The sequence below is a fragment of the Stappia sp. genome, from assembly GCF_965276915.1.
In the GTDB taxonomy this organism is placed as follows: domain Bacteria; phylum Pseudomonadota; class Alphaproteobacteria; order Rhizobiales; family Stappiaceae; genus Stappia.
Genome location: NZ_OZ255709.1, coordinates 1,202,687 through 1,227,004 on the forward strand (window position 1 = coordinate 1,202,687; position 24,318 = coordinate 1,227,004).

Consider the following 24,318-nt stretch of genomic DNA (forward strand, 5'->3'; position numbering starts at 1 on the left):
TGAGCAGGGAATTGTGCCTGGACCCGTGGACGTCTCCTGATCCGGTTGTCGGCCCGGGGCGTTCTGCACGTCGACCCTTCCGCCCACCCTTCCGCCCGTTCGCCCTTGCCCCTGGCCACGGGACGCGGGCCGGCTTCGCCCGAGGGGTTTCGGGCGCCGTGATCCGCCGTGGCGGCGGGGCGGGGACAAAAAACGGCCCGCGGCGGGGGCCGCGGGCCGTTTCAAGGCAAACGAAGCAGGGAGGCGGACGCCGGTTCAGGCGGCGCGGATCGTCGACAGGAACTCGTTCATTGCCGACTGCATGCGGTTCGAGCGGTCGTGCAGGTCTCGGATTGACTCCCGCATCTCCGCGCTCAGGTCGCCGGTCTGGTTCGCCTGATTGGACACCTCGACGATCGAACTGCTGACGCTCAGCGTGCCGCGTGCGGCCTCGGCCACGTTGCGGGCGATCTCGTTGGTCGCCGCGTTCTGCTCTTCCGTCGCCGCCGCCATGGCGGAGGTCCGCTGGTGGATGGTCTTCACCATCTCGGCGACGGAGGCCGTTGCCACGATGGAATCGTCCGCGGCCTGGCGCATTTCCGAGATCTGCGTGTCGATCTCCTCGGTCGCCTTGGCCGTCTGTTCGGCCAGTGCCTTGACCTCGGAGGCGACGACCGCGAAGCCGCGTCCGGCATCTCCGGCACGGGCCGCCTCGATCGTGGCATTCAGCGCCAACAGGTTGGTCTGCTCGGCGATGTCGGTGATCAGCCGGGTCACGTCGCCGATCTTGGCCACCACCTGCTGCAACTTCCCGACCGCATTGTTGGAGCGCTCGACCTCGCTGGAAGCTTCCGTCACCACCTTCGAGGAGGCATGCACCTGCTCGTTGATCTCGGCGATCGAGGCGGAGAGTTCCTCCGTCGCGCTCGCCACCGTGTTGACGTTCTCCGTTGCCTGCTGCGAGGCGGAGGAAACCGACAGGGCCTGGTCCGTCGTCCCGTGGGCGATGTCGGCAAGCGATCCGGCGGACCCGTTGAGCGCCTCCAGCCCGCTGATCATCTCGCGGGTGATGGTCAGGACGGTCTCCTCGAAGCTGCTTGCCACCGCTTCCATTTCGGTGCGGCGCCGCTCGGCCGCGTCGAGCCGCTGGCGTTCGGTGTCTGCTTCCAGTTCGCGGGTGCGGATCAGGTTGGCCCGGAAGACGCCGAGCGCCGCGCCCATCTGCCCGATCTCGTCGGAGCGTTTGCCGAAGTCGACTTCCTCGTCGGTGTTGCCGTCGGCGAGCTTGCGGACCACGCCGGCGAGCTGGCCGAGGGGGCGCGACACCATCGCGAAATTCAGGTATCCGAGCAGTCCGGCAAAGAGCGTGATCAGCAGGCCGCTGCCGAGTGCCACCATCTGCGCGGCGGCAAGTTCCGCTCTCTGGGTCCCGAGCAGCGCGCTCTCGCGCTCCTGCAGCGTTTTCTGCAGCTCCGCGACACCATCGAAGGTCGAAGCGAGAAGGTTCGCGCCGGTCGTCGTCAGTTCCATCGCCCGCGCCAGGTCGACCGTCTCGGGAACCCGCATCAACCGGATCTGCTCATTGGCGAAACTGTCGACCCAGGACCGCCACGCCGTGCGGACGGTCTCGGCCCGTCCCGCCAGGCTTTGGTCCAGGCCGGAAAGCCGCGACTCCAGCCCGTCGATGCGGGTCGTGATCTCGACCGACTGGTCCTCGACCTTGCCCACCCAGTCGCGATTGCCGGTCAGCAGGAAGTTCTTGACCCACAGCCCCTGCTGAAGCACGGCCCGCTGCAACAGGTCGGCCTCGCGCGAGATCGAGGTGACGGTTTCCGCCTGCTGTACCGCATCGGAGGCGGTGACGGTTTTCGTATAGGTGATGGCGCCGCCGACGGCGCCGATCAGCGCGAGGCACGAGAAGGCGATTGCGCCCTTGGTGGAAACCGAAATGTTGGCGAACATGACGTTGTTCCTGATTTAGCTGGCGGGCGAATTGCGGCGCTGCAACTCGGTGAGGTTGACCTCGACCGTGGCGGCGCCGATCGGCTGGGCGGTCTCGGGATCGGCCAGGGTGAGGTTCAGCTGGGCGCGCCAGATCTTCAGATCCTCGTCCCATTCGGCCTCGTCGATGAAGACCGCGTCGGCTCCGGCCGGGAAGGTCTTCTGGAACTTGGCCTCGTCGCCTTGCCAGTAGTCGCCGGTGATCGCGCTCTGGCCGACGTTCAGCCCGTTCCCGTCCATCACGAAGATCTCGGTGTAGAGGCCGAGCGTCTGGGCCTGGATTCGCAGCAGGTAGATCGACAGGGGCGCCGACAGCGTCGCGGCGATCAGCGGCTTGTCGTCACTCTTGCGCTCCGCCACCCACTGCTGGTCGAGGGCATCGATCGCGGCCTGGTCGAGATCGCCGCGCAGGCTGTTCTGCGCCTTGATCGACAGCGGGACGATCGGATTGGCCAGCCACTCGCGCGTCTGGGCGATGAAGGCATTGTCGATCAGGGCGGTGACATCGGGTGCGGGCGGCTCCGCCGCCGCCGGCCCGGTCAGGGCGAGGATCGACAGAATGAGAGTACCGGCGATGCGTCGCATGTCTGGCTCCTGTCTGAAAAATAATCACTTCACACTTCGTCCACGCTGGTTAATGCCACCTTTAAAATGCGATGAGAAAAATTCACATGAATGAAATCAATAACTTATTGGAATATACCGCAGGAGTTACGCATTTCTGCGGGGGTGCTGATTCGTATTTTCTGCAAGCATTCTTTTGATGTGCAATTTTTCGGGCAAATTCTGACGCTGCGTCAGTCAGGTTTGCCGCCGCCAGTGGCATGGGTGCGCATCCTGCCCCGTGCGTTTCTTGAATCCGGCGCCGCATGCCGCCATATAGAAAACAACGGGGCTCGTTGTCCCTGCCGGATGCCTATCGGGTCCGGCGATTTGAACGTCCCGGTCGCGTTCGGGTTCACGGCGGCGCGGATCGGTCGTTTGTAAAATGGGCCGCTTTGAAAAAGGGCTTGATGCATATGACGCGCATGTCAGCGTTTTCCTCTCCGTTGCTCCTCGGCTTCGAGGATCTCGAGCGGATGCTCGACCGGGTAAGCAAGGGCGCCAACGACGGCTATCCGCCGTACAATATCGAGCGCCTTCCCAAGACCGAGACGCATGGAGAGATCATCCGCATCACGCTTGCGGTTGCCGGGTTTACCCGCGATCAGCTCGATGTCAGCGTCGAGGAGAGCCAATTGGTGATCCGCGGCCGGCAGGAGGACGACAAGTCCCGTCACTTCCTGCATCGGGGTATCGCGGCGCGGCAGTTTCAAAGGGCCTTCGTTCTGGCGGAAGGGATCGAGATCCTTGGTGCCGAACTGAAGGACGGCCTGCTTTCAATCGACCTTGTCCGCCCGCAGCCCGAGCGCATCGTGCGCCGGATCGAGATCGACGCGCGGGACTGATCCCGCATGTCGGTTGTCCGGTCATCCGGGAAGGGCGGCGCGGCAGGTCCGCTCGCCGGAAAGGAGTAGTGCCATGACGCGTGACGAAGAACATTTCGAAATGCAGCCGGGCGAGTTCAAGGCTCTCGGCGCCGGGCAGATCGCCTATGTGAAGCGCATGACTTCGGACGATGTCTCGACGCTTTTCCCGCAAGCCCCGCACATGGAGCCTGGCCTGAACCTGTGGGTGCTGCTCAATGCGGACGGGACGCCCATCATGCTGACCGACAGCCGCGAGGCGGCGCTCGCCAACGCGGCGGAGCATGAGCTGTACACGGTCGGCCTGCACTGACGGCGGGCGGTCCCCGCCGGCTTCGACGCAAAACCAGGACGCCCCGGTTCATCCGCATGAACCGGGGCGTTTTCGTGATGCCTGGCTGCGGCCGGACCGCGCCGGGAAGCCTCAGGCCGCGTTAGAGGCGGCCGGTTGCGTCAGGATGGTGTAGAGCGCATCGGCGTCGCCGCTCGCCCGGAGCTTGGCGACGGTGCCGGGATCGCGCATCCGGCGGGCGATGCGGGCCAGTGCCTTCAGGTGATCCGCTCCGGCCCCTTCGGGCGCCAGCAGGACGAAGACGAGATCGACCGGCTGGTCGTCGAGCGCATCGAAGTCGATCGGCCGCTCCAGCCGGGCGAAAAGGCCGACGAGCTTGTCGAGGCGGACAAGCTTTCCGTGCGGAATTGCGATGCCGTTGCCGACACCTGTCGATCCGAGGCGTTCGCGCTGCAGCAGCGTGTCGAACACGTCGCGTTCCGGCAGGCCCGTGACAGCGGCGGCCTTGGCGGCCAGTTCCTGAAGCGCTTGCTTCTTGCTGTTCGCTTTCAGGCTCGGAACGATCGCTTTCGACGTGAGGAGATCGTTGAGATCCATAAGGCGACTCGTCGTTGGGGCAATGAGAGGCGATCGGCAAACCGCCGCACCCCCGATCGGAGGTACGGCGTTGCCGGCTGATGCCTGACTACCTGGTTGCGTTTTCCGGGTCGATCCACCCGTAATTTCCGTCCGGACGGCGATAGACGACGTTCACCGCCCCGCTTCCGGCATTGCGGAACACCACGACGGGCGCTTCCGCGAGATCGAGTTGCATGACCGCCATGCCGACCGTCAGGGTCTTCACCTTGGCGGATGTCTCCGCCACGATCAGCGGCGTGAAATCGGCGGGAACCTCCTCCTCGTCCTCGACGGAGGCGAGCACATAGGAGGTGGCGTCGAACACGTCGCGTCCGTTGGACGCGTTGCCGTGGTGGTCCTTGAGCTTGCGCTTGTAGCGGCGCAGGCGCTTCTCGATCCGCTCCGCGGCGGCATCGAAGCTCTGGCGCGGATCCTGACTGTCGGCGGAAACCTGCAGGTCGATACCGGTGTCGAGATGCAGCAGGCATTCGGAACGGAAGCCGGAACCCTCGCGTCCGATGGTCACGTGGCCGGTGTAGCCTCCATCGAAATATTTCGAGATACCTTCGGCGACGCGACCCTCGATATGCGTCCGCAGGGCCTCACCGACATCGACATTCTTTCCCGATATCCGCAGTGTCATGGGAACCTCTTCTTGTTCTGGTCAATCCGACCCGGCGATGAATATGACGCGATTCCCGCACATGTCATCGCCAGCCAACCCACTCTTGCAGACCGGGAGGCGGATTGATATCCGCAACCCGCCTAATTGCGTCCCGGTCCTGGGTTACACCTTCGTTGCGGCGGCACACTGTCCGCCGTCCACGGGCCGGTTCATGCGCTCCGCCGGCGGTTTCCTGCCGTGCGGGCGTCCTGAGACCATGCGTGCCGTTTCCGGCACGTCCGAGCGCGGCTCTATAAGCGCCCGGCCCGACGAAGTCAAATGCACTACCGGCCGGTGTTGCGCGCCGGATGGTCGCCGGGCTCGCAACTGCCAGTACAAGTGCTTGAAGATGCGAAGATTTCATCGCCCCACATGCCGTGCCTTTTGTTGCCGCGTCCCGAAGGGAAAACCGTCCCCGGGGAGTTCGCGTCAATCCCGGCGAGCCTGTTTCTCCCGACGTCGCTGGACGGAGGAAGGCAGGCGCAAGGACTCCCGGTATTTTGCAACCGTTCGGCGGGCAATGTCGATCCCCTCCGCCTTCAACACTTTGACGAGGGTGTCGTCGGACAGCACGTCGGAGGGGCTCTCGGCGTCGATCAGCGCCCTGATGCGGTGGCGCACCGCTTCGGCCGAATGGGCATCGCCCCCGCCGGCCGAAGGGATCGAGGCGGAGAAGAAATATTTCAGCTCGAAGATGCCGCGCGGCGTCGCGATATACTTGTTGGAGGTCACCCGGCTGACTGTGGATTCATGCATCGAGATCGCTTCCGCGATGGTGCGCAGGTTCAGCGGTCGCAGGTGCTGGACGCCCTCGGCCAGGAACGCATCCTGCTGACGCACGATCTCGCTCGCCACCTTCAGGATCGTCCGGGCGCGCTGGTCGAGGCTTTTCGACAGCCAGTTGGCGGTCTGCAGGCAATCGGTAAGGAAGGTCTTCTCCGTCTCGTCTCGCGCCTTCTTGCTGATCAGGGCGTAATAGGTCTGGTTGACCAGCACCTTGGGAAGCGTGTCGCTGTTCAGCTCCACAGACCAGCCGCCATCGCGTGCCGCCCGCACGACGACATCGGGTACGACCGGCTGGATCAGGGTCTCGCCGAAGAAGCTCCCGGGCTTGGGATCGAGCGCCCGCAGCTCCGCGATCATCTCCCTGAGGTCTTCATCGTCCACGCCGCAGGCCGCCTTCAGGGCGGCATAGTCATGGCGGGCCAGAAGGTCGATATTCTCGATCAGGGCGGCCATCGCCGGGTCGTAGCGGTTCTTTTCCTGCAACTGCAGCTTCAGGCATTCGGCCAGCGAGGTCGCGAACACGCCCGTCGGTTCGAGCGTCTGCAGCAGGGACAGGATCCGGTCGAGGCGCGCCCGCTCGACACCCATGCGCTCCCCCGTCTCGTCGAGATCGAGGCGCAGATAGCCGGCATCGTCGAGATTGTCGATCATCACCTGGGCGATCATCCGGTCCACGGGATCGGCGATCGCCAGCACCATCTGCTCGCGCAAATGCTGCTGCAGCGAGACGTCGGAGGCGACGAAGGCCTCCAGATTGTAGTCTTCGCTGGCGCCTCCGCCGCCCGTCCGACCGCCAAGCCCGGTCTGCCACTGGTCGCGCTGCTGCGTTTCGGCGCCGCCTGCAGGCTGTTCGCGCCCGGTGCCGGGATCGTCGGGATAGATGTTGCCGAGATCGGTATCGAGCCGCGAGGCGATGTCGCGAGAGCTGTCGGAAAGCTCCGCGCTGAGCCACTCTCCGTCCCCTTCCGCCTCGCGCGGGGTGCTGCCCGTATCCGCATCGGCGGCCTCGCCGCCCTCGGCCGGACCGGTGTCGCTGTCGACCCGCTCCAGCAGCGGGTTGCGCTCCATTTCGGCTTCGACATAGCTCGTCAGGTCAAGCGACGACATCTGCAGCAGCTTGATCGCCTGCATCAGCTGCGGCGTCATGATCAGGGTCTGGCCCTGGCGGATCTCAAGCTTTGGCGACAGCGCCATGCAGGCTCCCAGATTTCAGGGCTCGTCACGTGAGGAGACGCCCGCCCGGCATCGGCCCGGACAGGCGCAGGCGACGGACATGCCCCTGTCCGCCGTCGCCCGGACCCGTTGCCGGCAAGCGGCGCACCGTCGGCGCGCCCGTGCGCTGGCGACCGGAGCCCTTGCCCCGCTCCGGTTGGTCCGCTTCTTGCTTTGTACCCTAAGGAAAGTTTCGCATCAAAGCGTAAACTGCTCGCCGAGATAGAGCCGGCGGACATCCGGGTTGGCGACGATCTCGAAGGGGGAGCCTTCCGTCAGCACTTCGCCGGCCGCGATGATATAGGCGCGGTCGATCAGGCCGAGCGTCTCGCGCACGTTGTGATCGGTGATCAGGACGCCGATGCCGCGCTGCGTGAGATGCCGGACAAGTTGCTGGATATCGCCGACGGCGATCGGATCGATGCCGGCGAAGGGCTCGTCGAGCAGCATGAAGGTCGGCCGGCTGGCCAGCGCCCGGGCGATCTCGACGCGACGCCGTTCGCCGCCCGAAAGGGCGATCGCCGGCGATTCGCGCAGATGCGTGACGCCGAACTCCTCCAGCAGCGATTCCAGGTCGTGCTCGCGCCGTTTCCTGTCCGGTTCGACCACTTCCAGCACGGCGCGGATATTGTCCTGCACCGAGAGGCCGCGAAAGATCGAGGCTTCCTGCGGCAGGTAGCCGATACCAAGCCTGGCGCGGCGATACATCGGCAATCGGGTGATGTCGAAGCCGTCGAGGCGGATGGTGCCGTGATCGGGCTGGATCAGGCCGGTGATCATGTAGAAACATGTGGTCTTGCCGGCGCCGTTGGGGCCCAGCAATCCGACCGCCTCGCCGCGCTGGACCATCAGGCTGACATGACGCACCACCTGCCGGCGCTTGTAGCTCTTGCCGATGCCGTCGACGATCAGCAGCCCGTCTTCCGCGGACGGGTCGTAGGGCAGGGCATCCGCCGCTGGGCCTTGCTTGCCCGAAGAAAGGAAGGAGAGGATCTTCACGTCGTGTCCGGATTTGTGCGGCCAGCGCGCCGTATTGCGTCAGCGCCTGATGGCATGAAACTGGTATGGCATTCAATTGCCTGCCGTCGCCGGTTGGCGATGGCAGATACGGGCATCAGTTCTGCGGCGTGCTGTTCTGCAGGCTGTTCGGCTGGATGAGAACCTTCACCCGGCCGCTCTTCGGCGCCTCCAGATCGGCCTGCCCAGTCTTCAGGTTCACCGTCAGCTTGTTGCCGACAACGACGTTGGGTCCTTGCGACAGCACAACCTCGCGCCCGGTCATCACCATCAGCTGGCGGCCCATGTCGAAAGTCGCCTTTTCGCCCGTCGCCGTCTGGTCCTTGGACGAGATATAGACCCGGCCGCTCGCCTCCAGCCGCGAGATGCGCTGGTTGACGCCGCCGGCGGCGGATCCGTCATAGCGCACGATGAGCCGCTGCGTCTTCAGCACCGCGTCGCCCTGGGTGACGACGACATCGCCGCTGAAGACCGCGCTCTGGTCCTTGTCCTGGACCTTCAGCTCCTTCGCCTCGATCTGGATCGGCTCGCGCTCGTTCGAGCCGAAACCGGCAAAAGCGTCGGAAAAGGTCTGGGCGCCCGCAAGGCCGGGCGCGAAGGCCATCGCGACAAGGGCAAGGGAGCCGACAAGACGGCGCCGGAACTGGGTCATGGAGCTTTCTCCGCGTTCGGCGGCATCACCGTCATGGAGATGCCGTCGGTGAAGGTCAGTGTAGCCGCGTCCTGGTCGAAACGCATCCGCCCCGCCTTCAGGGATCCGAAGGACGAGGTGAAGACCGTTTCCTCCTGGCTGGCAAGCCGGCCGGTTTTCAGGGCGATGTCGAGCGAGCCGAAGCGGGCCGTCTGGCCCTCGTTGGTGGTGACGTCGATGCCGTCGGAGAGCGACAGTGTCTCCTCGGCGCTGTTGTAGGTGCCGCGTGTCGCCACGATCCGCACGTGCTGGTCGGCGGACATCCGCAGCTCCGCGGTGATCGCCTCCAGGTCGATGATGCGCGGATCGCTGATGCGCTGGATCGCCCGCCGCGCCGAGACCCTGTAGGAGCGCTCGCCGTCATGGCCGGAGAGTTCCGGACTGTCCATCACCAGCCCGTCCGTGGTCAGCGTGATGTTGCCCAGGCCAAGGCTGCTCAGGTAGCTGCTGACGCCGATCATGGCGAAGATGCCGAGCATCAGCACAAGGCCGATGCCGGGCACCGCCAGCCGAAGACGGCGCACCCGCTTGCTGTGGCGCTGGGCCGCGGTCCGGGCGAGGGCACGCGTCGCCGCCTGCCGCGCGTCCTCGCTGGCGCGCGGTGCACCGTCATGCCCGTCAAACGCGGGGCGCAGCTGATGGGCCTCCTGGTCCAACTCTTGTCCGTCCAGTCCGGTCACGGCGGCACGCGGCTCGACCGCCGCGCCGCCGATCCGTCGATGCTGCAATACATATAGGTTGCCGTTGCCCGCTTGTCGCGGCGAGCCTCAGCTGTGGGCGAAGATGTCGGTGTCGTCCCAGCCGGCGAGATCGAGCCGCGCGCGCGTGGGCAGGAACTCGAAACAGGCCTGCGCGATCACCGTGCGGTTCTCGCGTGCAAGCCGCGCGGCCAGCTGTTCTCGTATCGCGTGCAGATAGAGCACGTCCGAGGCGGCATAGGCCAGTTGTGCATCGCTCAGGGTCTCCGCCGCCCAGTCGGAGCTTTGCTGCTGCTTGGAGATCTCGACGCCGATCATCTCCCGGGCGAGATCCTTCAAGCCGTGCCGGTCGGTATAGGTGCGCACCAGCCGCGAGGCGATCTTGGTGCACCAGACGGGCGCGCAGTCGATGCCGAGGCCGTTGGAGAGGACCGCGACGTCGAAACGGGCGAAGTGAAAAAGCTTGGTCTTCGACCGGTCGCCCAGGAGCCTGGCCAGGTTGGGGGCACTTGTCTGCCCGGCGGCGATCTGCACCACGTCCGCGCTGCCGTCGCCCGGCGAAAGCTGCACGACGCAGAGCCGGTCGCGATGCGGCTTGAGGCCGAGTGTTTCGGTGTCGATGGCGATCGCGTCCGCCGCCGCATAGGCGGCAAGATCGGGAGAGGAAAGGTCAGGCAGGTCGCCACGATGCAGGCGGATGGTCATGGAGGGTCCTTGTGTCGAAACGTGACGCTCTTGATATCGGCCTTTGGGCCTTGCGTCCATATTGGCGGGGCGGCGTTGCGGGCCTACTTGAGCGAGCGGAGCACCGCCTCCGCCACACGTGCGACCTGGCTGGCGGCCAGGCCCGGATAGATCGGAAGGCAGAGAACCTTTTCGGCCATTCTGGACGCGCCGCTCAGCGGTCCGGACCTGCGGGCATGTGAAAAGGCCGGCTGAAGGTGCAGTGGTTCGGGATAGTGGACGGCTGTTTGAATGCCGGCTTCCCGCAGATCGGTGGCGACACGGTCGCGGTTCTCGACGAGGAGTGCGTATTGCGACCTCGCGCTTGCAACGCACGGGTCGGGGACGGCGAAATCCAGTCGTCCGGCGCGTCGTGCATCCGACAGCAGGGCGTCATAGGTATCGGCGACCGCGCGCCGGTTGCCAATTGCCGCCTTCAACGTCTTCAAGCGAACGAGAAGGGCGGCGGCGGCGATCGAACTCATCCGGCCGTTCACTCCGGTGCGGACATGGCGATACTTGCCGCTTTGCCCGTGATCGCGGATCTCGGCCAGAAAGCCGGCCAGCGCGTCGTCATCCGTGAAGACGGCGCCGCCGTCTCCCGCGCCCCCGAGGACCTTTGTGGGAAAGAAACTGGTGCATCCAAGACGCGCCAGAGACCCGCTTTGCCGGCCTTCCCGGCAGCCTCCGAAACTCTGGGCGGCGTCTTCGATGACCGCGATCCCGTGAGCGTCCGCCAGGGCGTTGATCGCGCTGAAATCGGGAGGCGCGCCGTAAAGCGAGACGGCCACGATCGCCCGCGTCCTCGGCGTCAGCGCCTCTTTCAGCCTGTCGACATCGACAAGACCCGAAGGGGTCGCCACGTCGACGAACACGGGCGATGCCCCCAGGAGCAGGGCGCATTCGGCTGGCGCTGCGAAAGTGTAGGCCGGGACGACGACCTCGTCGCCGGGGCCGATCTCAAGCGCCATCATGGCCATCAGAAGGGCGGTGGTTCCCGACGCGCAGGCGATTGCATGCCGCACGCCGACCATCTCGGCGAGGCGCCCTTCCAGTTCCTCGATTTCCGGTCCCATGACGAAACGGCCGTGGTCGAAAACGGCTTCCACGCGCGCAAGGGTCTCGAGCTTGAGCGCCGCCCATTCCGAGGTCAGGTCGACGAAGGGGATCGGTTCCATTCCGGTCAGTCCTCCGTCGCCGGGGCCGGAATGGCGCAGAGCCCGCGAATGCGCTCGCTCAGACGGAAGACACGGCGCGCGTCCCTTGCGACCGCGATCAAGGCCGCTTTCCCCTCGCACAGGTCGAGGAAGGACTGCGCTTGGCGCGACAGCGGATCCGCGCCCGGTGCCGGAGGCAGGGCGGTGAGGTCGAAGCGTTTCGTTTCCCGCCCGGGTATCGCCACATGAACGGTCCGGCTCCGTCCGGCTCCGGAATGGCAGGCCTCCAGATCGTATTGCCGCTGCCCGTAGTCGAGATGGCATCGAAGGCTCCCAAGCATCCCGTCCCGCACCTTCGCCTCGAGCACCCGTATCTGGCAATCTGCGTGTCCCTCGACCCTGACGATCCAGTCGAGGTCGTGAATCAGGAGATCGGCGATCACGTCCGGCCTGGTTGAACCGGGCATCAATGGCGAGATCCGGCTGGCGGTGACCGTTCCCGGGCCGTTCTCCAGCATCCGGGCGCAATGCTCGATATTGACGTTGAACCGCTCGGTCTGGCCGATGGCAAGGACGGCTCCGGTCGCGGTCGCCGCGGCACTCATCGCCTCGATGTCATCCAGCTTGAGCGCAAGGGGTTTCTCGACCAGGCAGTGAACGCCGGCCTCGAGCAGGGGGACGACCACGTCGCGATGGGTTTCAGGGGGCGTCGCGACAACCGCGATGTCCGCCGATGTCGGCAGGTCCCGGGGCTGCGCGGCAAAAGCGAGCCCGGCGCGCTCCGCCAGGGGGCGTCGCGCGGGATCGATGTCGACGATGCCGATGACGTCGACCGAGGACATGGCGGTCAATGTGGACAGGTGAAGCTGGCCCATTTTCCCAAAGCCAACGACAACAGCCTTCCTGCGCGGTGCACGCACGCCGCTCATTTCTTCGCGAACCACTGCCGGCACCTTCGGTAAAGACGGCCGACCCCGCCCGGGGGAGGGGATTTCAGCAGGGAAAGCTCGCTGCGGCAGTCTGCGAGTTCCGTTGCCAGCTGCGCCCGCACCGCAAGACATTCCGTGATTTCGATTTCCAGCCGCTTGACCTGTTCCCTGCTGGCAGCCAGTTGCCCGGCAACGCCTTCATGCCCTGCGCGAAGATCTTCCAGCTCCTCGGCAAGGGCCGTGCGCTCATGCTCGGCCTTGTGTCGCAGGTGCTCGTTGTGGAACGCGAACTTGACCCGCGGCGAAAGAAACCGCTGATACTCCGAGGCGGCTTTCAGTTTCGCCGCGTCGGAAATCCTGACGCCCTCCCGGTTCCAGGCGTCGATGGCATCGTTATAGAGCGCGATCCAGCGCTCGACCGCGGGGGCCATGTCGGCATCGGTGCGGATCCAGTCCGTGACGGCGCGCGCGTCCCGCGCATCGAACCGTCTGATCTCGCGTTCGATGTTTTCGCGGGTCATCCTCGCCGCCTGCATGGAGCGGGCACCGAAATTGAGCGCCCGCAGCGTTTCCACCTTGTCGCGGGTCACCATGCCGGCGAGGCCGGCATAGTCCGTCACGACCACGGCGCAGCCGGACGCCATCGCCTCGATGGCGGCGCGGGCTTTCGCAAACACGATGTCGTAGTTCGACAGGACGTCCTCGGGCCGCGGGATCGTCGTTCCCGAGCGGATCCCGGCGATATCGACCTGTTCGATCCCGCAATTGGCGCAGGCGGTCCGGATCGCGTCCGAAACCTGTTCCGCGTAATTGCTGAAAACCAGCGCCGACCTGGGCGCCTCCGGCAGATCCCGAACAAGATGGAAGCGCTCAAGGTCCGCGAAATTGTAGAGCGTGGAGACCTGCCCCGGCGGGATGCCGGCCGTCGTCAGGAGACGCTCGCGGCACAAATCATCGACCGCGACATATTTCATGATGCCGGGAAAGACCGGGGGGAACTCCTCCCAGGGCGCCCAGCCGTGACAGGTATAGACGGCGGGTGTCCCGGGATAGCGAAGGACCGCTGTCATCGTTTCATGGTGGTGCTGCCCGTGGATGACGTCGGGCGCGGTCTCCATGTGGCGAAGATCGTCGATCACCGGAACGGTGAGCCCGCGCAACTCGTCGGCCACCTCGCCAAGGACCGGGCTGTAGGCAACCGGGAGATGCCCGCGTCTCATCAGCGCCACCGCCAGGTCGCGCAGATAGAGTTCGGAGCCGGCGCGGCTGGCCAGCGTGTTGTTCGTCATCAGGATCCGAAGCGGGCGACGGGCGCTATCCATGCGGGCGCAGTCCCAGCATGCTCCGGACCTTTGAGCAGTCGGCGAAAGAGCGGTCGAGCATCCCGGCCAGCTCCCGGACGCGCGTGACCATCTGGCTGTTGGTGGCGGGGCGGGTGCGCGCCGCATCCAGCCACAGGTAATCCTCAAGCCCCACCCGGACGCCGTTTCCAAAGAGCAGGCCCAGGCTGTTCGCCGCCATCTGGCTGGCGCCGATGCCGCCGGCGCACCACAGTGATCCGGCGGGCAATGCGCTGGTCATGACGCCCAGGTGCAGCGGCGTCGCCTGGGCGGTCGCGACATTGCCGAGCAGGATGTTGAAACAGTGCGGCGCGGCGATGATGCCCTTGTCGGCGAGATAATGCGCGTAGTTGATCATGCCCGTGTCGAACACTTCGAGCTCCGGACGTATGCCGCGCTCCGCCATCGTCTCCGCGAGCCGGCGCACCATCTCGGGCGAATTGACGCTCTCCGTCCTGGCGAAATTCATCGAGGACAGCGTCAGGCTGGCCATGTCCGGCTTCAGGTCGCCGCTCAGGAAAAGCGGATCGCTGCGTTCCGCGAAGCCGGGAAAGTTGCGGCCGCTCAGCGAAACACAGATGACGACCTGCGGATGGGTTTCCCGGATGCCTGCAATGATGCGCGCGTAGACATCCTTGCGATAGGTCGGTGCGCCCTCGTCATCGCGGGCGTGAAGATGCAGGATGGTTGCGCCCAGGTCCGCGCATTTGCGGCAATCGGATATGATCTCGTCTGTGGTGATGGGAACATGGGGAGACATGTCCCGCGTCGGTATCATGCCCGTCGGAGCGAGATTGAGGATCAGTCCCGTCATGGCGCGTGCTCAGTCCGCCTTGTCTGCCGGGGTTTTCCTGACCCTGGCCGGGTTCCCCATCACGACCGCCCCGGCCGGAACGTCCCTGGTGACCACGCTGCCCGCACCCACGATCGCGCCGGCGCCGACACGCACGCCCGGCAGGATTCGGCTGCCGCCGCCGATCTTCGCACCCTTCTCGATATGGGGAAAGATCATCGGGTTCCCCTTGAGCTTGTCGTTCAGCGTCACGACGCCGGGGCCGACGAAGACGTCGTCCTCGATCACGACGCCGCGGGTGATGTGACAACCGGTCTGGATGGAGACATTGTCGCCGATGCTGCACGCGCAGATGTTGCAGTGGGAACCGATTGTCGTGCCGGAGCCGATGCGGGCATCCGCGTGAATAAGGGTCATGGACCCGACGCGTGACCCGTGCCCGATGACAACGTTATCCTGCACTTCTGTCAGGTTCTGATTGTAGAAAAGAACGTCCGGAAAACGAGCGGTCAGACTTTTCGACATGCCTTTGTCCCATTTTCGGCTGTTTAATACGTGGCAAAATGAAGCCCGGATACGGTTTTTCTTCCGAAAAATTGATGGCCGCGTCATCAATTTGGTCATCTTGTATCCGTCGCCAAACGTTGAGACCGGAAGAGTGCCACTTTCTGCCGCTGGCGGGGTTGTCAGTCACAGGTATATTTGTGGCAAAGTGACCGGGCAAGACAAAACCGGCGCCTGCGCAGCCCCCGGATCCGCTCGCAGGCCGGGCGCAAAGGAGCGGCGCCTTTCGCAAGCTTACGGAAAACCGGGAGAGCGTGAATGTCGAAAGTACAGGAGCTTGGTGAGCGGATGGCCGATGCTCACGGGTTCCTCGGAGTGCCGACGCGGACATTCGACGAGGGCGGGCGGCGACAGTTCGTTTCGCTGCTGCGCGAGGGGCTGGCGCCCGAATCGCGCATATGCGAGATCGGTTGCGGATGCCTGCGCACGGCCTATTGGCTCATCCGGTTCCTGGAGCCGGAGCGCTATTGCGGGATCGAGCCGTTCCGCGATCGCGTCGTCTGGGGGCAGGAGGCGCTGTTTTCCGGCGAGATGCTGCGCGAGAAGGCGCCGCGCTTCGACCACAACGCGCGTTTCGATACCTCCGTGTTTTCCGGCAAGTTCGATTTCTTCCTTGCAGGTTCGATCTGGACCCATGCCAGCAAGGCTCATATCGAGACCATGCTGGACGGTTTTCTGGAAAACACCGAACGGGACGGGACGTTCCTGGCCTCCTACCTGCCCGCCGCAAATCCGGAGGAAGACTATCTCGGGGAGACCTGGGTGGGGACCAGCCACGAGTCGACCCGGGCCGGCATCGTGCGTCACAGCACCGAATGGATCGACAAGGCTTGCCGGCAGCGGGGGCTTGAGGTCGCGTATCTGGAGGGGCACGCCTTCGACGACCAGCTGTGGCTGCGCGTGCGCAGGACCGGCTGCGCGCCTCACGAGGACCGCCTGGACGACTAGGGCAGGCAAAGCGTCCGCCGCAAACGAAAAAAGGCCCGGCGATCCGGACCTTTTTTCGTGCGGCGCGACCGAATTGGGCGGTCTGCCGAAAATGTTGGTGCCCAGGAGAGGACTCGAACCTCCACGCCCTTTCGAGCGCTAGCACCTGAAGCTAGTGCGTCTACCAATTCCGCCACCTGGGCACGTGAGGGGCGCTTGTAAGGAACGCTCGCGGCCTTGTCAACGGGGCTTTTGCGACCAAATGCCGATCATGCACAACCGCCCTTCACAGGAGCCGGCGCAAGGGCTAAGAGACGCGAGGAGATCGGCCGTGCTCCGCCCTTCGGGCGGCGTGCCCGGCCGTCAATCGGATCACGCCCGCTGCGCGCGGGCAACATCAACGTGGCGACACGGCGCATCTGCCAGGGCAGGGCGCCGGGCCACCGGCAGGGAGCGACAGCCATGTCCGCGGCATCTGGTTCGAAGGCCTTGAACGGCAAGCTCGTCACCGTCTTCGGCGGATCCGGCTTTCTCGGCCGCCATGTGGTGCGGGCGCTGGCGCGGCGCGGCTACAGGGTGCGCGTCGCCGTCCGCCGTCCCGATCTCGCCGAGCACGTGCAGCCGCTCGGCGCCGTCGGCCAGATCATGCCGGTGCAGGCGAACCTGCGTCATCGCTGGTCGGTCGACCGCGCCGTGGAAGGCTCCGATGCCGTCGTCAACCTTGTCGGCGTGCTCTATGAGGCTGGCGCCCAGACCTTCGACGCGGTGCAGGATTTCGGGGCACGTGCCGTTGCCGAGGCGGCCCGCGCCGCCGGCATTTCGCGCGTGGTGCATGTCTCCGCCATCGGCGCCGATCCGGCATCGGCTTCCGCCTATGCCCGCTCCAAGGCGGCCGGCGAGGCCGGCGTCCTGGAAACCGTGCCGGGCGCGGTGATCCTGCGTCCCTCCATCGTCTTCGGCCCCGAGGACGGGTTCTTCAACCGTTTCGCCGGCATGGCGCGCATGTCCCCGGTGCTGCCGCTGGTCGGCGGCGGCGAGACGAAGTTCCAGCCCGTCTTCGTCGGCGATGTCGCCGAGGTCGTGGCCCGCGCGGTCGACGGCGAACTGAAGGCCGGCGCCGTCTACGAGCTCGGCGGACCGGAAGTGCGCTCCTTCAAGGCTTGCCTTGAGCTGATGCTGAAGGTCATTCGCCGCAACCGCATCCTGGCGCCGATCCCCTTCGGCCTGGCGCGGATCCAGGCGCGGGTCCTGCAATTGCTGCCCAGGCCGCTGCTCACCGTTGACCAGGTCGAACTCTTGAAGAGCGACAATGTGGTGTCAGAGGCGGCGCGCGCCGAGGGGCGCACGCTGGAAGGGCTCGGCATCGAGGCCCGCACCATGGCCACGATCCTGCCGACCTATCTCGAGCGGTTCCGCGAGCACGGCCAGTACGACGCCAACCGCGCCGCACCCGAAAGCTGAACCGGAAAGCCGGACCGGATGGCGAAGCGCACGCACCGGCTTGGCGCGCGCGCTTGATGCCGGCCATGTCCCGGCGTCAGCGCCACAGGCCGATGTCCGAGCCGACCCGCTTTGCCTTGCGGTTCATGCTGCCCGTGGGCTCATAGCCGAAATAGCCGCGCGACAGGCCGATGTCGTGCAACGCGGCCTCGTCGAGGCCCTCGAGCGCCCGGCGGGTTCGCGCGGCCGCCCGCCACATGCGCCAGGCCACGATCAGCCGCTTCGCATGCCGCGACAGCCATGCGGTCGCTGAGAGGCGGCGGACGGCGGGGTACGGGAACGTCACCCGCACCGGCTCTGTCCTGATCGCGCCATTCTGGTTCACCCGGATATCGGTCATTGCTCTCTCCTGTCGCTGCGGCCGGTCCTCAAGGCATCTGCGTTGTGGAAACCGGCTATGAAACGCAGGATGGCGGATCAAACCTGACACCAGCGCGTCAGGATTGTTTTGCTCAAATGGCGGCAGGCGATTTTTTTGTGACGGCGAGGGGAAAACGATGAACGCGATCGAGCGTGCGCTTGGCATTCTGCTGCTCCTGACCGGCGGTCAGCGCAGCGCCGTCGACCTTGCCCGTCGCTTCGACGTATCCGTGCGCACCATCTACCGTGACGTCGACCGCCTGCTGGCGCTGGGCATTCCCGTCGAGGCCGAACGCGGCGCCGAAGGCGGCTACCGGCTGGCACGCGATTATATCCAGCCGCCGGTGGCGCTGACGCGCGGCGAGACGGCGGCGCTGCTGGTCGCCCAGGCCCTGGTGCGCGGGTTGAAGGCAACGCCGCTGGTGGCCGAACTCGACAGCGCCGAGGCGAAGCTGCTTGCCTCCCTGCCGCGCGCCGCCCGCGAGCTTTTCTCGCAAGGCGAGCGCATCGTGGGGATCGAACGCCCGCCCGCCGACATCTTTCACACCGAGCCGGAGACAGCCGGGCCTGGCGACATGCAGCGCGCGGTCGACGGCTTCATGCATGGGGTTCTGGCCTCCCGGCGGGTGCGTATCACCCATGAAAATCCCTATCGCGCGCGCGTCGTGGATTACGACATCGAACCGCACGGCATCCTGTTCGACCGCGACCGCTGGTATCTCTTCGGCCAGGATGTCGATCTTGGCTCCGACAGGCTCCTGCGCGCCGACCGGGTGCGCGAGATCGAGGTCAGCGGAATGGCGTTCCGCCCGCGCGCGGCCCTTTCCGTGCAGAGCCAGATCGGCCGGGCGTGGCTGTCGCGCGCCATGCGGCGCTGGGAGCAGGAAGGCGAGGTCAGCGTGTTGCGGGTCAGTGCGACGCAGGCGGGGCTGCTGCGGCGCGACTGGTACTATCGCCACGCGCTGTTTCGCGCACCGCAGGGCGATCGCGTCGAGATCCGCATTCCCAATGTCGACCCGGCCGTGATCCTGCCGCTCGTCCGCTGGCTCGGCCCCGGCGCGGAGCTGGTCGCACCGCAGGGCCTGCGCGCGCGCCTTGTCGAGGAGCTTGCCGGGATGCGCGCTGCCTATGCCTCAGCCGACGAGATATAGGCCGGCAAAGCCCGCAAGCCCGACGGCGATGCGCCACCAGGCAAACGGCGCGAAACCGTGCCGGCTGACGAAGTCGAGCAGGCGGCGAACGACGAACACGGCGGTGATGAAGGCGGCGATGAAGCCGATGCCGATCACGGTCGCATCGTCAAGGGAGAGGATGTCGCGGTTCTTGTAGAGATCGTAGGCGAAGGCGCCGGCCATGGTCGGCATGGCCAGGAAGAAGGAGAACTCGGCCGCCGAACGCTTGTCGGTGCCCAGCAGCAACGCACCGGCAATGGTCGCGCCGGAGCGCGACACGCCGGGCACCATGGCGAGCGTCTGGAAGAAGCCGATCGCAAGGCACAGCCACAGCGGATAGTCCATCGCGTTGGTATGGCGCACGCGCAGGGTCATCTTGTCGACAACAAGCAGGATTATGCCGCCCAGGATGAGCGTGGTGCAGATCAGCGCGGGCGACTCGAACAGCACCGCCTTGATGAAACCGTGCGCCATGACGCCGATGACGGCGGCGGGCAGGAAAGCAAGCAGGATGCCGGCGACGAAACGCCGTGCGGAGGCCTGATGCGGCAGGGCAAGGGCGATGGAGAGAAGACGCTGGAAATAGACCGTGAGAATGGCAAGGATCGCGCCGAGCTGGATCAGCACCTCGAAAGTCTTGCCGGTGCTCTCGAATCCGATGAAATGTCCAAGCAGCAATATGTGGCCGGTGGACGAGACGGGGATGAATTCCGTCAGTCCCTCGACGAGACCGAGAACGAGCGCTCCGACCAAGGTGTCCGCTTGCATGGGAAAGGTCTCCGGTATTCTCTCTCGCGTGTGCCGCGCCTGTGTGGCACCCGGGGGAAAACCACGGCGCGCCTCGTGCTGGATGATTGCCGCGTTGTACGATGGCAGCGCGCGGCGTATACGGGTCGCCTGCCGGTGCGGCCCTGTTTTGCACCGTTTGATTAACCGTAACCGGTTACGATCCTGTTATGCTGACATTGTATCGCCACCCTTTTTCGCCCGTGTCGCGGTTCGTCCAGCTTGTGCTGTCCGAATACGGCGCCAAGGTGGAGCTTGTCACCGAACGTCCGTGGGAGCGGCGGCGGGGCTTCCTGATGCTCAATCCGGCGGGTTCCGTGCCGGTGCTGCAGGAAAATGACGGCCCCCCCGTATGCGGCGCCTTCGCGATCATGGAATATCTCGACGAGACGCGCGGCTATGCCGTCGGCGATCGTCGGCTGATGCCGGATCATCCGGACGCGCGCGCGGAGACACGCCGGCTGGTCGACTGGGCCGTCAACAAGCTGGACGCCGATGTGGTCGGTCCTTTCGTGCGCGAGCGTGTCTACAAGCAGGAAATGCGGGGATCGCAAGGCGGCGGTTCGCCGGATTCGGCCGTCTTGCGCGCGGCGCGGTCCAATATCGGCCACCATCTGCGCTATTTCGGATATCTTGCGGCCTCACGCAACTGGCTTGCCGGCGAGCGGCTGACCTTCGCGGACTTCGCCGTCGCCGCCGAGCTTTCCTGCGCGGACTACCTGGGTGAGGTGCCATGGGCGGAGGAGGAGAACGTGAAGGCCTGGTACGCGCGCATCAAGTCGCGCCCGAGCTTCCGTCCGCTGCTGGCGGAAAAGATGCTGGGCATGCCCCCGGCGCCGGCCTACGCGGATCTCGACTTCTGAGCACGAGCCAGGCCGGACGTCTCAAGACGAGCTTGCTGGAAAAGGCCGCGGCACTCGGTTTCGACGCGACCCGCGTTGCCGATGCGGGCGCCGTTCCGCAAACCCCCTCCCGGTTGCGAGCATTCATCGCCGACGGTCATCACGGCACGATGCAGTGGATGGCGGACACCGAGGAGCGCCGTGCGGCCCCCTCGGCGCTATGGCCGGGTGCGCGGCGCATCGTCACGCTGGCGCTGTCCTACGCGCCGGACGGGGATCCCCTTGCCACCCTGTCGCGGGGCGACCGCGCGAACATTTCCGTCTACGCCCGCAACCGCGACTATCACGATGTCATCAAGGGACGGCTGAAGGAGCTGGCGCAGCATCTGCTGGCCCAGGCCCGGCGCATGGGGATCGAGGGAGAGGTCAAGGTCTTCGTCGACACCGCGCCGGTGATGGAGAAGCCGCTGGCGGAAGCCGCCGGCCTCGGCTGGCAGGGCAAGCATACGAACCTCGTCTCCCGCGACCTCGGGTCCTGGTTCTTTCTCGGCGAGATCTTCACCGATATCGACCTGCCGGTGGATGTGCCCGAGCGCGATCATTGCGGCTCCTGCCGGGCCTGCCTCGATGCCTGCCCGACGGATGCCTTTCCCGCGCCCTACCGCCTCGATGCCAGGCGTTGCATCTCCTACCTGACGATCGAGCATGCCGGGCCGGTGCCGGAGGAGTTCCGCGCCGCCATGGGCAACCGCATCTATGGCTGCGACGATTGCCTTGCCGCCTGTCCCTGGAACAAGTTCGCGCAAACGGCACGCGAGGCGAAGCTGGCGGCGCGCGCCGACCTTGTCGCCCCGCCGCTCGCCGACCTCTTGCAGCTGGACGATGCCGCCTTCCGGGCGCTGTTTTCGGGTTCGCCGGTCAAGCGCATCGGGCGCGACCGCTTCCTGCGCAACGTGCTGATCGCCGCGGGAAACGCGGCCGACGCGGCCCTTGCCGCTACCGTCCGGCCGCTGCTGGCCGACGGCAGCCCGCTGGTGCGCGGGGCCGCCGTGTGGGCGCTGTCGCGACTGCTGGAAGGGCAGGCCTTCGAGCATCTTGCGGAGGCACATGAGCCCGGAGAGCCGGATGACGATGTCCTGGCCGAGTGGACGGCGGCCCGCCGCCGTGTCGCGGCGCCCTACCGCCAGTAGTCGTTGCCGGCCTGCTTGTAGAGCCGCGCCAGCACCATCTTGTGCACTTCGGAGGCGCCGTCCACCAGGCGCGCGGCGCGGGCGTAGCGGTAGATCCATTCCAGGATCGTGTCGGTCGAGTAGCCGCGCGCGCCGTTGAGCTGGATCGCGGTATCGGCCGCCTGGTGCAGCGTGTCGGCGACATGGATCTTGGCCGAGGAGACCTCGGCGCGTGCCTTGTCGCCCCGGTCGAGCTGCCAGGCGGCGTTGAAGACAAGCAGCCGGCCGATCTGGATGTTGTGGGCGAGCTCGCCAAGCGCAAGCTGCACCGATTCGCGCTCGCCAAGCCGCGAGCCGAACCCCTCGCGCCCGTCGACATAGTCCTGGGCGATTTCCATGCAGCGCTGGGCAAGGCCGAGCCAGCGCATGCAATGGGTGAGGCGTGCCGGGCCGAGACGGATCTGGGTCAGTCGCAGGCCGTCGCCGATCTCCATCAGCCGGTTCTCGTCGGCAATCTCCAGCCCGTCGAATTCCAGCTCGCAGACGCCGCCGTGCTCGTCCGGTCCCATGTTGCCGATGCGCCGGACGATCCGCCAGCCGGGCTGGTCGGCATGGAAGAGGAAGCCGGTCAGGTGACGCCGCTTCTCGTCCTGGCTCGGGTCGGTGCGGGCTATCAGGATGAAATGCTTCGCGACCGCCGCGCCGGAGATGAACCACTTGCGGCCGTGGATCCGCCAGGTGTCGCCATGGCGTTCTGCGCGGGTCCGGATCATGCCGGGATCCGAACCGCCGCCGGGATGCGGCTCGGTCATGGCGAAGGACGAGTTGACCTTGCCCTCGACCACCGGCTGCAGCCACCAGTCCTTTTGCGCCGGCGTGCCGACCGCCTCGATGACGCGCATGTTGCCGTCGTCGGGTGCCGCGCAGTTGAAGCAGGCCGGGCCGAAGATCGACCGGTTGGCCTCGGTGTAGAAGATGCTTTGCCCGACCATGGAAAGCCCGAGCCCGCCGCGTGCCTCCGGCATCTGCGGTGCCCACAGCCCGGCCGCCTTCGCCTTCTCGCGCACCTGGTCGCGCAGCTCCATGCGCAGGTTCTCGAATTCGTTGTAGTTCGCCCGGTCGTCCTCCAGCGGTCTGATATGTTCGGCAACGAAAGTGCGCACCCGATCGCGCAGCTCGGCGTGACGGGGATCGATGCTGAAATCCATGGCTTCATTCCTCATGCAAGCAGGTGGCCGCCATCGACCGGGACGGCCGCCCCGGTCATGAAGCGGGAGGCGTCGCTCGCCAGGAGCAGGAACGGACCGTCCAGGTCCTCGAACCGGCCGATGCGGCGCATGGGGATCTGGCGGATCGTCGCCTTGCCCGCATCCGTCTCGAAATAGCCCTCGTTGATCTCCGTTTCGAAATATCCCGGTTCGATCGCGTTGACGCGAATGTTGTTGCGGGCGAACTCCAGCGCCAGCGCCTTGGTCATCTGCACGACGCCGGCCTTTGAAACGCAGTAGGAGGCGGTGCCGAGACTGACCCGTTCGCCCAGGATCGAGGCGATGTTGATGATGTTGCCGGGCGTGCCCGTGTCGCGCCAGTGGCGGGAGGTGGCGATCGCCATCAGCCAGACACCGCGCAGGTTCACCGACATCACCGCGTCGAAATCCTCGGCCGTCTGGTCTATGGCAAGGCCGCTGCGGGCGATGCCGGCATTATTGACGAGAATGTCGAGCCCGCCGAGTTGCGCCACCACGTCGGCGACGCAGGCATGGATGGAAGCCCCGTCGCCGACATCCAGGCCGATGGCCACCGCCTGCGGCGCTCCCAGTTCGCCCAGCTCCGCGACGAGTTCCTCAAGACGGTCCGTGCGGCGGGCGGCGACCGCGACCGAGCCCCCGTTCCGGGCGGCAACCCGGGCGAAATGGGCACCCAGTCCGCTCGATGCGCCGGTGATCAGTATCTTCCGGCCGGCAAGATCGGCTTTGAAGGTCATGGGTCCCCCTGTCGTTGTTTTTGGAACGCCTCGCCTGGCGGCTACCGGGTCAGCGTGGAAAATGCGCGCAGCACCTGCGTGTAGACGTCGCGCTTGAACGGAATGACGAGATCCGGAAGCTCGGCCGCAGGCCTCCAGCGCCAGTCGCAGAACTCCGCCTTGTGGCCGCCCGGCGGTGTCAGGATGTCGATCTCGGCCTCCTCGCCCTCGAAGCGGAACGCATACCATTTCTGCGTCTGCCCCTTGTAGCGGGCCGTCTGCTTGGTGGAGACCAGTTCCGGCGGATAGTCGTACGAGAACCATTGCGGCGCCTCGGCGAGCAACGTGACGCTGCGGATCGAGGTCTCCTCGTAGAGCTCGCGCCTGGCCGCCGGCAGCGGGTCCTCGCCGGCGTCGATGCCGCCTTGCGGCATCTGCCAGCAATGGTCCGGGTCGGCACCGCCCTCGGCAGCGCGTTTTCCGGTCCACACGAGCCCGTCGCGGTTGAGAAGCACGATGCCGACACAGGGGCGGTACCGGGGCAGGGCGGTGGGGCTGAGCAAGGCGGATCTCCGGACATGGTGTTTCGCACGGCGCGTCGTCGACGGGCCGGGGGAATGTCGGACGAAACGGACCGGGAACTCAAGAGCGGATTGAGCCGGACTGCCT

The 24,318-nt window shown here is 66.0% G+C and carries 27 protein-coding genes and 1 tRNA gene; 8 read left to right on the forward strand and 20 right to left on the reverse strand.

Features of this window, described 5'->3' with window-relative positions; all coding sequences use genetic code 11:
• Positions 1–255 precede the first annotated feature (255 nt).
• Together ACQY46_RS05615 and ACQY46_RS05620 are read right to left on the reverse strand one after the other, a co-directional pair.
• Positions 256–1,941 carry a methyl-accepting chemotaxis protein gene (locus ACQY46_RS05615; RefSeq protein WP_428699296.1) on the reverse strand — a complete coding sequence of 562 codons (1,686 nt, stop codon included), beginning with the start codon at positions 1,939–1,941 and terminating at the stop codon, positions 256–258.
• A 15-nt stretch (positions 1,942–1,956) separates the two neighbouring features.
• Positions 1,957–2,565 (reverse strand): hypothetical protein, encoded by a 609-nt coding sequence (locus tag ACQY46_RS05620; protein ID WP_428699297.1) that lies wholly within the window; start codon positions 2,563–2,565, stop codon positions 1,957–1,959.
• A gap of 90 nt (positions 2,566–2,655) precedes the next feature.
• Here ACQY46_RS05620 and ACQY46_RS05625 point away from each other — a divergent pair, with 90 nt between their 5' ends.
• The 3 genes from ACQY46_RS05625 (at position 2,656) to ACQY46_RS05635 (ending at position 3,759) form a co-directional block, all read left to right on the forward strand.
• Positions 2,656–2,967: a hypothetical protein gene (locus tag ACQY46_RS05625; protein WP_428699298.1), complete on the forward strand. Its 312-nt coding sequence runs from the start codon at positions 2,656–2,658 to the stop codon at positions 2,965–2,967.
• Between the two features lie 32 nt (positions 2,968–2,999).
• A complete protein-coding gene (locus ACQY46_RS05630; protein WP_306028199.1) occupies positions 3,000–3,428 on the forward strand; it encodes an Hsp20 family protein in 429 nt (142 codons plus the stop codon).
• Between the two features lie 73 nt (positions 3,429–3,501).
• Positions 3,502–3,759, forward strand: a complete 258-nt coding sequence (locus tag ACQY46_RS05635; RefSeq protein WP_428699299.1) for a DUF1150 family protein — start codon at positions 3,502–3,504, stop codon at positions 3,757–3,759.
• A 111-nt stretch (positions 3,760–3,870) separates the two neighbouring features.
• Here the strand turns inward: ACQY46_RS05635 and ptsN are convergent, their stop codons facing one another.
• The 12 genes from ptsN to ACQY46_RS05695 all read right to left on the reverse strand — a co-directional run bounded on the left by ptsN (position 3,871) and on the right by ACQY46_RS05695 (position 14,990).
• A complete protein-coding gene (ptsN, locus tag ACQY46_RS05640; RefSeq protein ID WP_428699300.1) occupies positions 3,871–4,335 on the reverse strand; it encodes a PTS IIA-like nitrogen regulatory protein PtsN in 465 nt (154 codons plus the stop codon).
• An 88-nt stretch (positions 4,336–4,423) separates the two neighbouring features.
• Entirely contained in the window at positions 4,424–4,999 is a 576-nt protein-coding gene (hpf, locus tag ACQY46_RS05645; RefSeq protein WP_428699301.1) for a ribosome hibernation-promoting factor, HPF/YfiA family, read from the reverse strand.
• Between the two features lie 450 nt (positions 5,000–5,449).
• Positions 5,450–7,000, reverse strand: a complete 1,551-nt coding sequence (rpoN, locus tag ACQY46_RS05650) for an RNA polymerase factor sigma-54 (protein ID WP_428699302.1) — start codon at positions 6,998–7,000, stop codon at positions 5,450–5,452.
• A gap of 216 nt (positions 7,001–7,216) precedes the next feature.
• The gene (gene lptB / locus ACQY46_RS05655) at positions 7,217–7,963 is read right to left on the reverse strand and encodes an LPS export ABC transporter ATP-binding protein (protein ID WP_428700421.1); all 747 of its coding nucleotides are present in this window, start codon (positions 7,961–7,963) and stop codon (positions 7,217–7,219) included.
• A gap of 169 nt (positions 7,964–8,132) precedes the next feature.
• Complete coding sequence (gene lptA, locus ACQY46_RS05660) at positions 8,133–8,687, reverse strand: lipopolysaccharide transport periplasmic protein LptA (RefSeq protein WP_428699303.1); 555 nt, start codon at positions 8,685–8,687, stop codon at positions 8,133–8,135.
• Positions 8,684–9,454: an LPS export ABC transporter periplasmic protein LptC gene (gene lptC / locus ACQY46_RS05665; protein ID WP_428699304.1), complete on the reverse strand. Its 771-nt coding sequence runs from the start codon at positions 9,452–9,454 to the stop codon at positions 8,684–8,686. Before lptC ends, lptA begins: the two co-directional genes overlap by 4 nt.
• A 39-nt stretch (positions 9,455–9,493) precedes the next feature.
• A complete protein-coding gene (locus tag ACQY46_RS05670; protein ID WP_428699305.1) occupies positions 9,494–10,129 on the reverse strand; it encodes a ribonuclease D in 636 nt (211 codons plus the stop codon).
• Positions 10,130–10,212: 83 nt separating this feature from the next.
• Positions 10,213–11,325, reverse strand: coding sequence for a DegT/DnrJ/EryC1/StrS family aminotransferase (locus ACQY46_RS05675; RefSeq protein ID WP_428699306.1), 1,113 nt, complete (start codon positions 11,323–11,325; stop codon positions 10,213–10,215).
• Between the two features lie 5 nt (positions 11,326–11,330).
• Positions 11,331–12,233 carry a Gfo/Idh/MocA family protein gene (locus tag ACQY46_RS05680; RefSeq protein ID WP_428700422.1) on the reverse strand — a complete coding sequence of 301 codons (903 nt, stop codon included), beginning with the start codon at positions 12,231–12,233 and terminating at the stop codon, positions 11,331–11,333.
• The gene (locus tag ACQY46_RS05685) at positions 12,230–13,522 is read right to left on the reverse strand and encodes a glycosyltransferase (protein ID WP_428699307.1); all 1,293 of its coding nucleotides are present in this window, start codon (positions 13,520–13,522) and stop codon (positions 12,230–12,232) included. Before ACQY46_RS05685 ends, ACQY46_RS05680 begins: the two co-directional genes overlap by 4 nt.
• 25 nt (positions 13,523–13,547) lie before the next feature.
• Positions 13,548–14,387: a 3-keto-5-aminohexanoate cleavage protein gene (locus ACQY46_RS05690; protein ID WP_428699308.1), complete on the reverse strand. Its 840-nt coding sequence runs from the start codon at positions 14,385–14,387 to the stop codon at positions 13,548–13,550.
• Positions 14,388–14,396: 9 nt separating this feature from the next.
• The gene (locus ACQY46_RS05695; protein ID WP_428699309.1) at positions 14,397–14,990 is read right to left on the reverse strand and encodes an acyltransferase; all 594 of its coding nucleotides are present in this window, start codon (positions 14,988–14,990) and stop codon (positions 14,397–14,399) included.
• Between the two features lie 198 nt (positions 14,991–15,188).
• Here ACQY46_RS05695 and ACQY46_RS05700 point away from each other — a divergent pair, with 198 nt between their 5' ends.
• The gene (locus tag ACQY46_RS05700; protein WP_428699310.1) at positions 15,189–15,878 is read left to right on the forward strand and encodes a hypothetical protein; all 690 of its coding nucleotides are present in this window, start codon (positions 15,189–15,191) and stop codon (positions 15,876–15,878) included.
• 95 nt (positions 15,879–15,973) lie between these two features.
• On the opposite strand, the gene ACQY46_RS05705 is transcribed toward ACQY46_RS05700, so the two are convergent.
• Positions 15,974–16,060: transfer RNA gene (locus ACQY46_RS05705), tRNA-Leu, on the reverse strand.
• Between the two features lie 259 nt (positions 16,061–16,319).
• Here ACQY46_RS05705 and ACQY46_RS05710 point away from each other — a divergent pair.
• Positions 16,320–17,318 (forward strand): complex I NDUFA9 subunit family protein, encoded by a 999-nt coding sequence (locus tag ACQY46_RS05710; RefSeq protein WP_428699311.1) that lies wholly within the window; start codon positions 16,320–16,322, stop codon positions 17,316–17,318.
• A 76-nt stretch (positions 17,319–17,394) separates the two neighbouring features.
• Here ACQY46_RS05710 and ACQY46_RS05715 read toward each other — a convergent pair whose 3' ends face one another.
• Positions 17,395–17,697, reverse strand: a complete 303-nt coding sequence (locus ACQY46_RS05715) for a DUF1127 domain-containing protein (RefSeq protein ID WP_428699312.1) — start codon at positions 17,695–17,697, stop codon at positions 17,395–17,397.
• A 157-nt stretch (positions 17,698–17,854) separates the two neighbouring features.
• On the opposite strand from ACQY46_RS05715, the gene ACQY46_RS05720 reads away from it, so the two are divergent.
• Positions 17,855–18,868, forward strand: a complete 1,014-nt coding sequence (locus ACQY46_RS05720) for a helix-turn-helix transcriptional regulator (RefSeq protein WP_428699313.1) — start codon at positions 17,855–17,857, stop codon at positions 18,866–18,868.
• Here the strand turns inward: ACQY46_RS05720 and ACQY46_RS05725 are convergent.
• Entirely contained in the window at positions 18,851–19,657 is an 807-nt protein-coding gene (locus ACQY46_RS05725) for an undecaprenyl-diphosphate phosphatase (protein ID WP_428699314.1), read from the reverse strand. The two genes, ACQY46_RS05720 and ACQY46_RS05725, sit on opposite strands and share 18 nt — an antisense overlap.
• Positions 19,658–19,845: 188 nt before the next feature.
• Between ACQY46_RS05725 and ACQY46_RS05730 the strand changes: the two genes are divergently transcribed.
• Both ACQY46_RS05730 and queG read left to right on the forward strand, forming a co-directional pair.
• Complete coding sequence (locus ACQY46_RS05730) at positions 19,846–20,538, forward strand: glutathione S-transferase family protein (RefSeq protein ID WP_428699315.1); 693 nt, start codon at positions 19,846–19,848, stop codon at positions 20,536–20,538.
• A 32-nt stretch (positions 20,539–20,570) separates the two neighbouring features.
• Entirely contained in the window at positions 20,571–21,707 is a 1,137-nt protein-coding gene (queG, locus tag ACQY46_RS05735; protein ID WP_428699316.1) for a tRNA epoxyqueuosine(34) reductase QueG, read from the forward strand.
• Here the strand turns inward: queG and ACQY46_RS05740 are convergent.
• From ACQY46_RS05740 to ACQY46_RS05750, 3 genes are read right to left on the reverse strand one after another with little or no spacing between them, the layout of a single operon-like run.
• Positions 21,695–22,894: an acyl-CoA dehydrogenase family protein gene (locus ACQY46_RS05740; RefSeq protein WP_428699317.1), complete on the reverse strand. Its 1,200-nt coding sequence runs from the start codon at positions 22,892–22,894 to the stop codon at positions 21,695–21,697. The two genes, queG and ACQY46_RS05740, sit on opposite strands and share 13 nt — an antisense overlap.
• An 11-nt stretch (positions 22,895–22,905) precedes the next feature.
• On the reverse strand, positions 22,906–23,670 hold the full coding sequence (locus tag ACQY46_RS05745; protein WP_428699318.1) for an SDR family NAD(P)-dependent oxidoreductase: 765 nt from the start codon (positions 23,668–23,670) through the stop codon (positions 22,906–22,908).
• A gap of 41 nt (positions 23,671–23,711) precedes the next feature.
• Positions 23,712–24,212: an RNA pyrophosphohydrolase gene (locus ACQY46_RS05750; RefSeq protein ID WP_428699319.1), complete on the reverse strand. Its 501-nt coding sequence runs from the start codon at positions 24,210–24,212 to the stop codon at positions 23,712–23,714.
• Between the last annotated feature and the right edge of the window lie 106 nt (positions 24,213–24,318).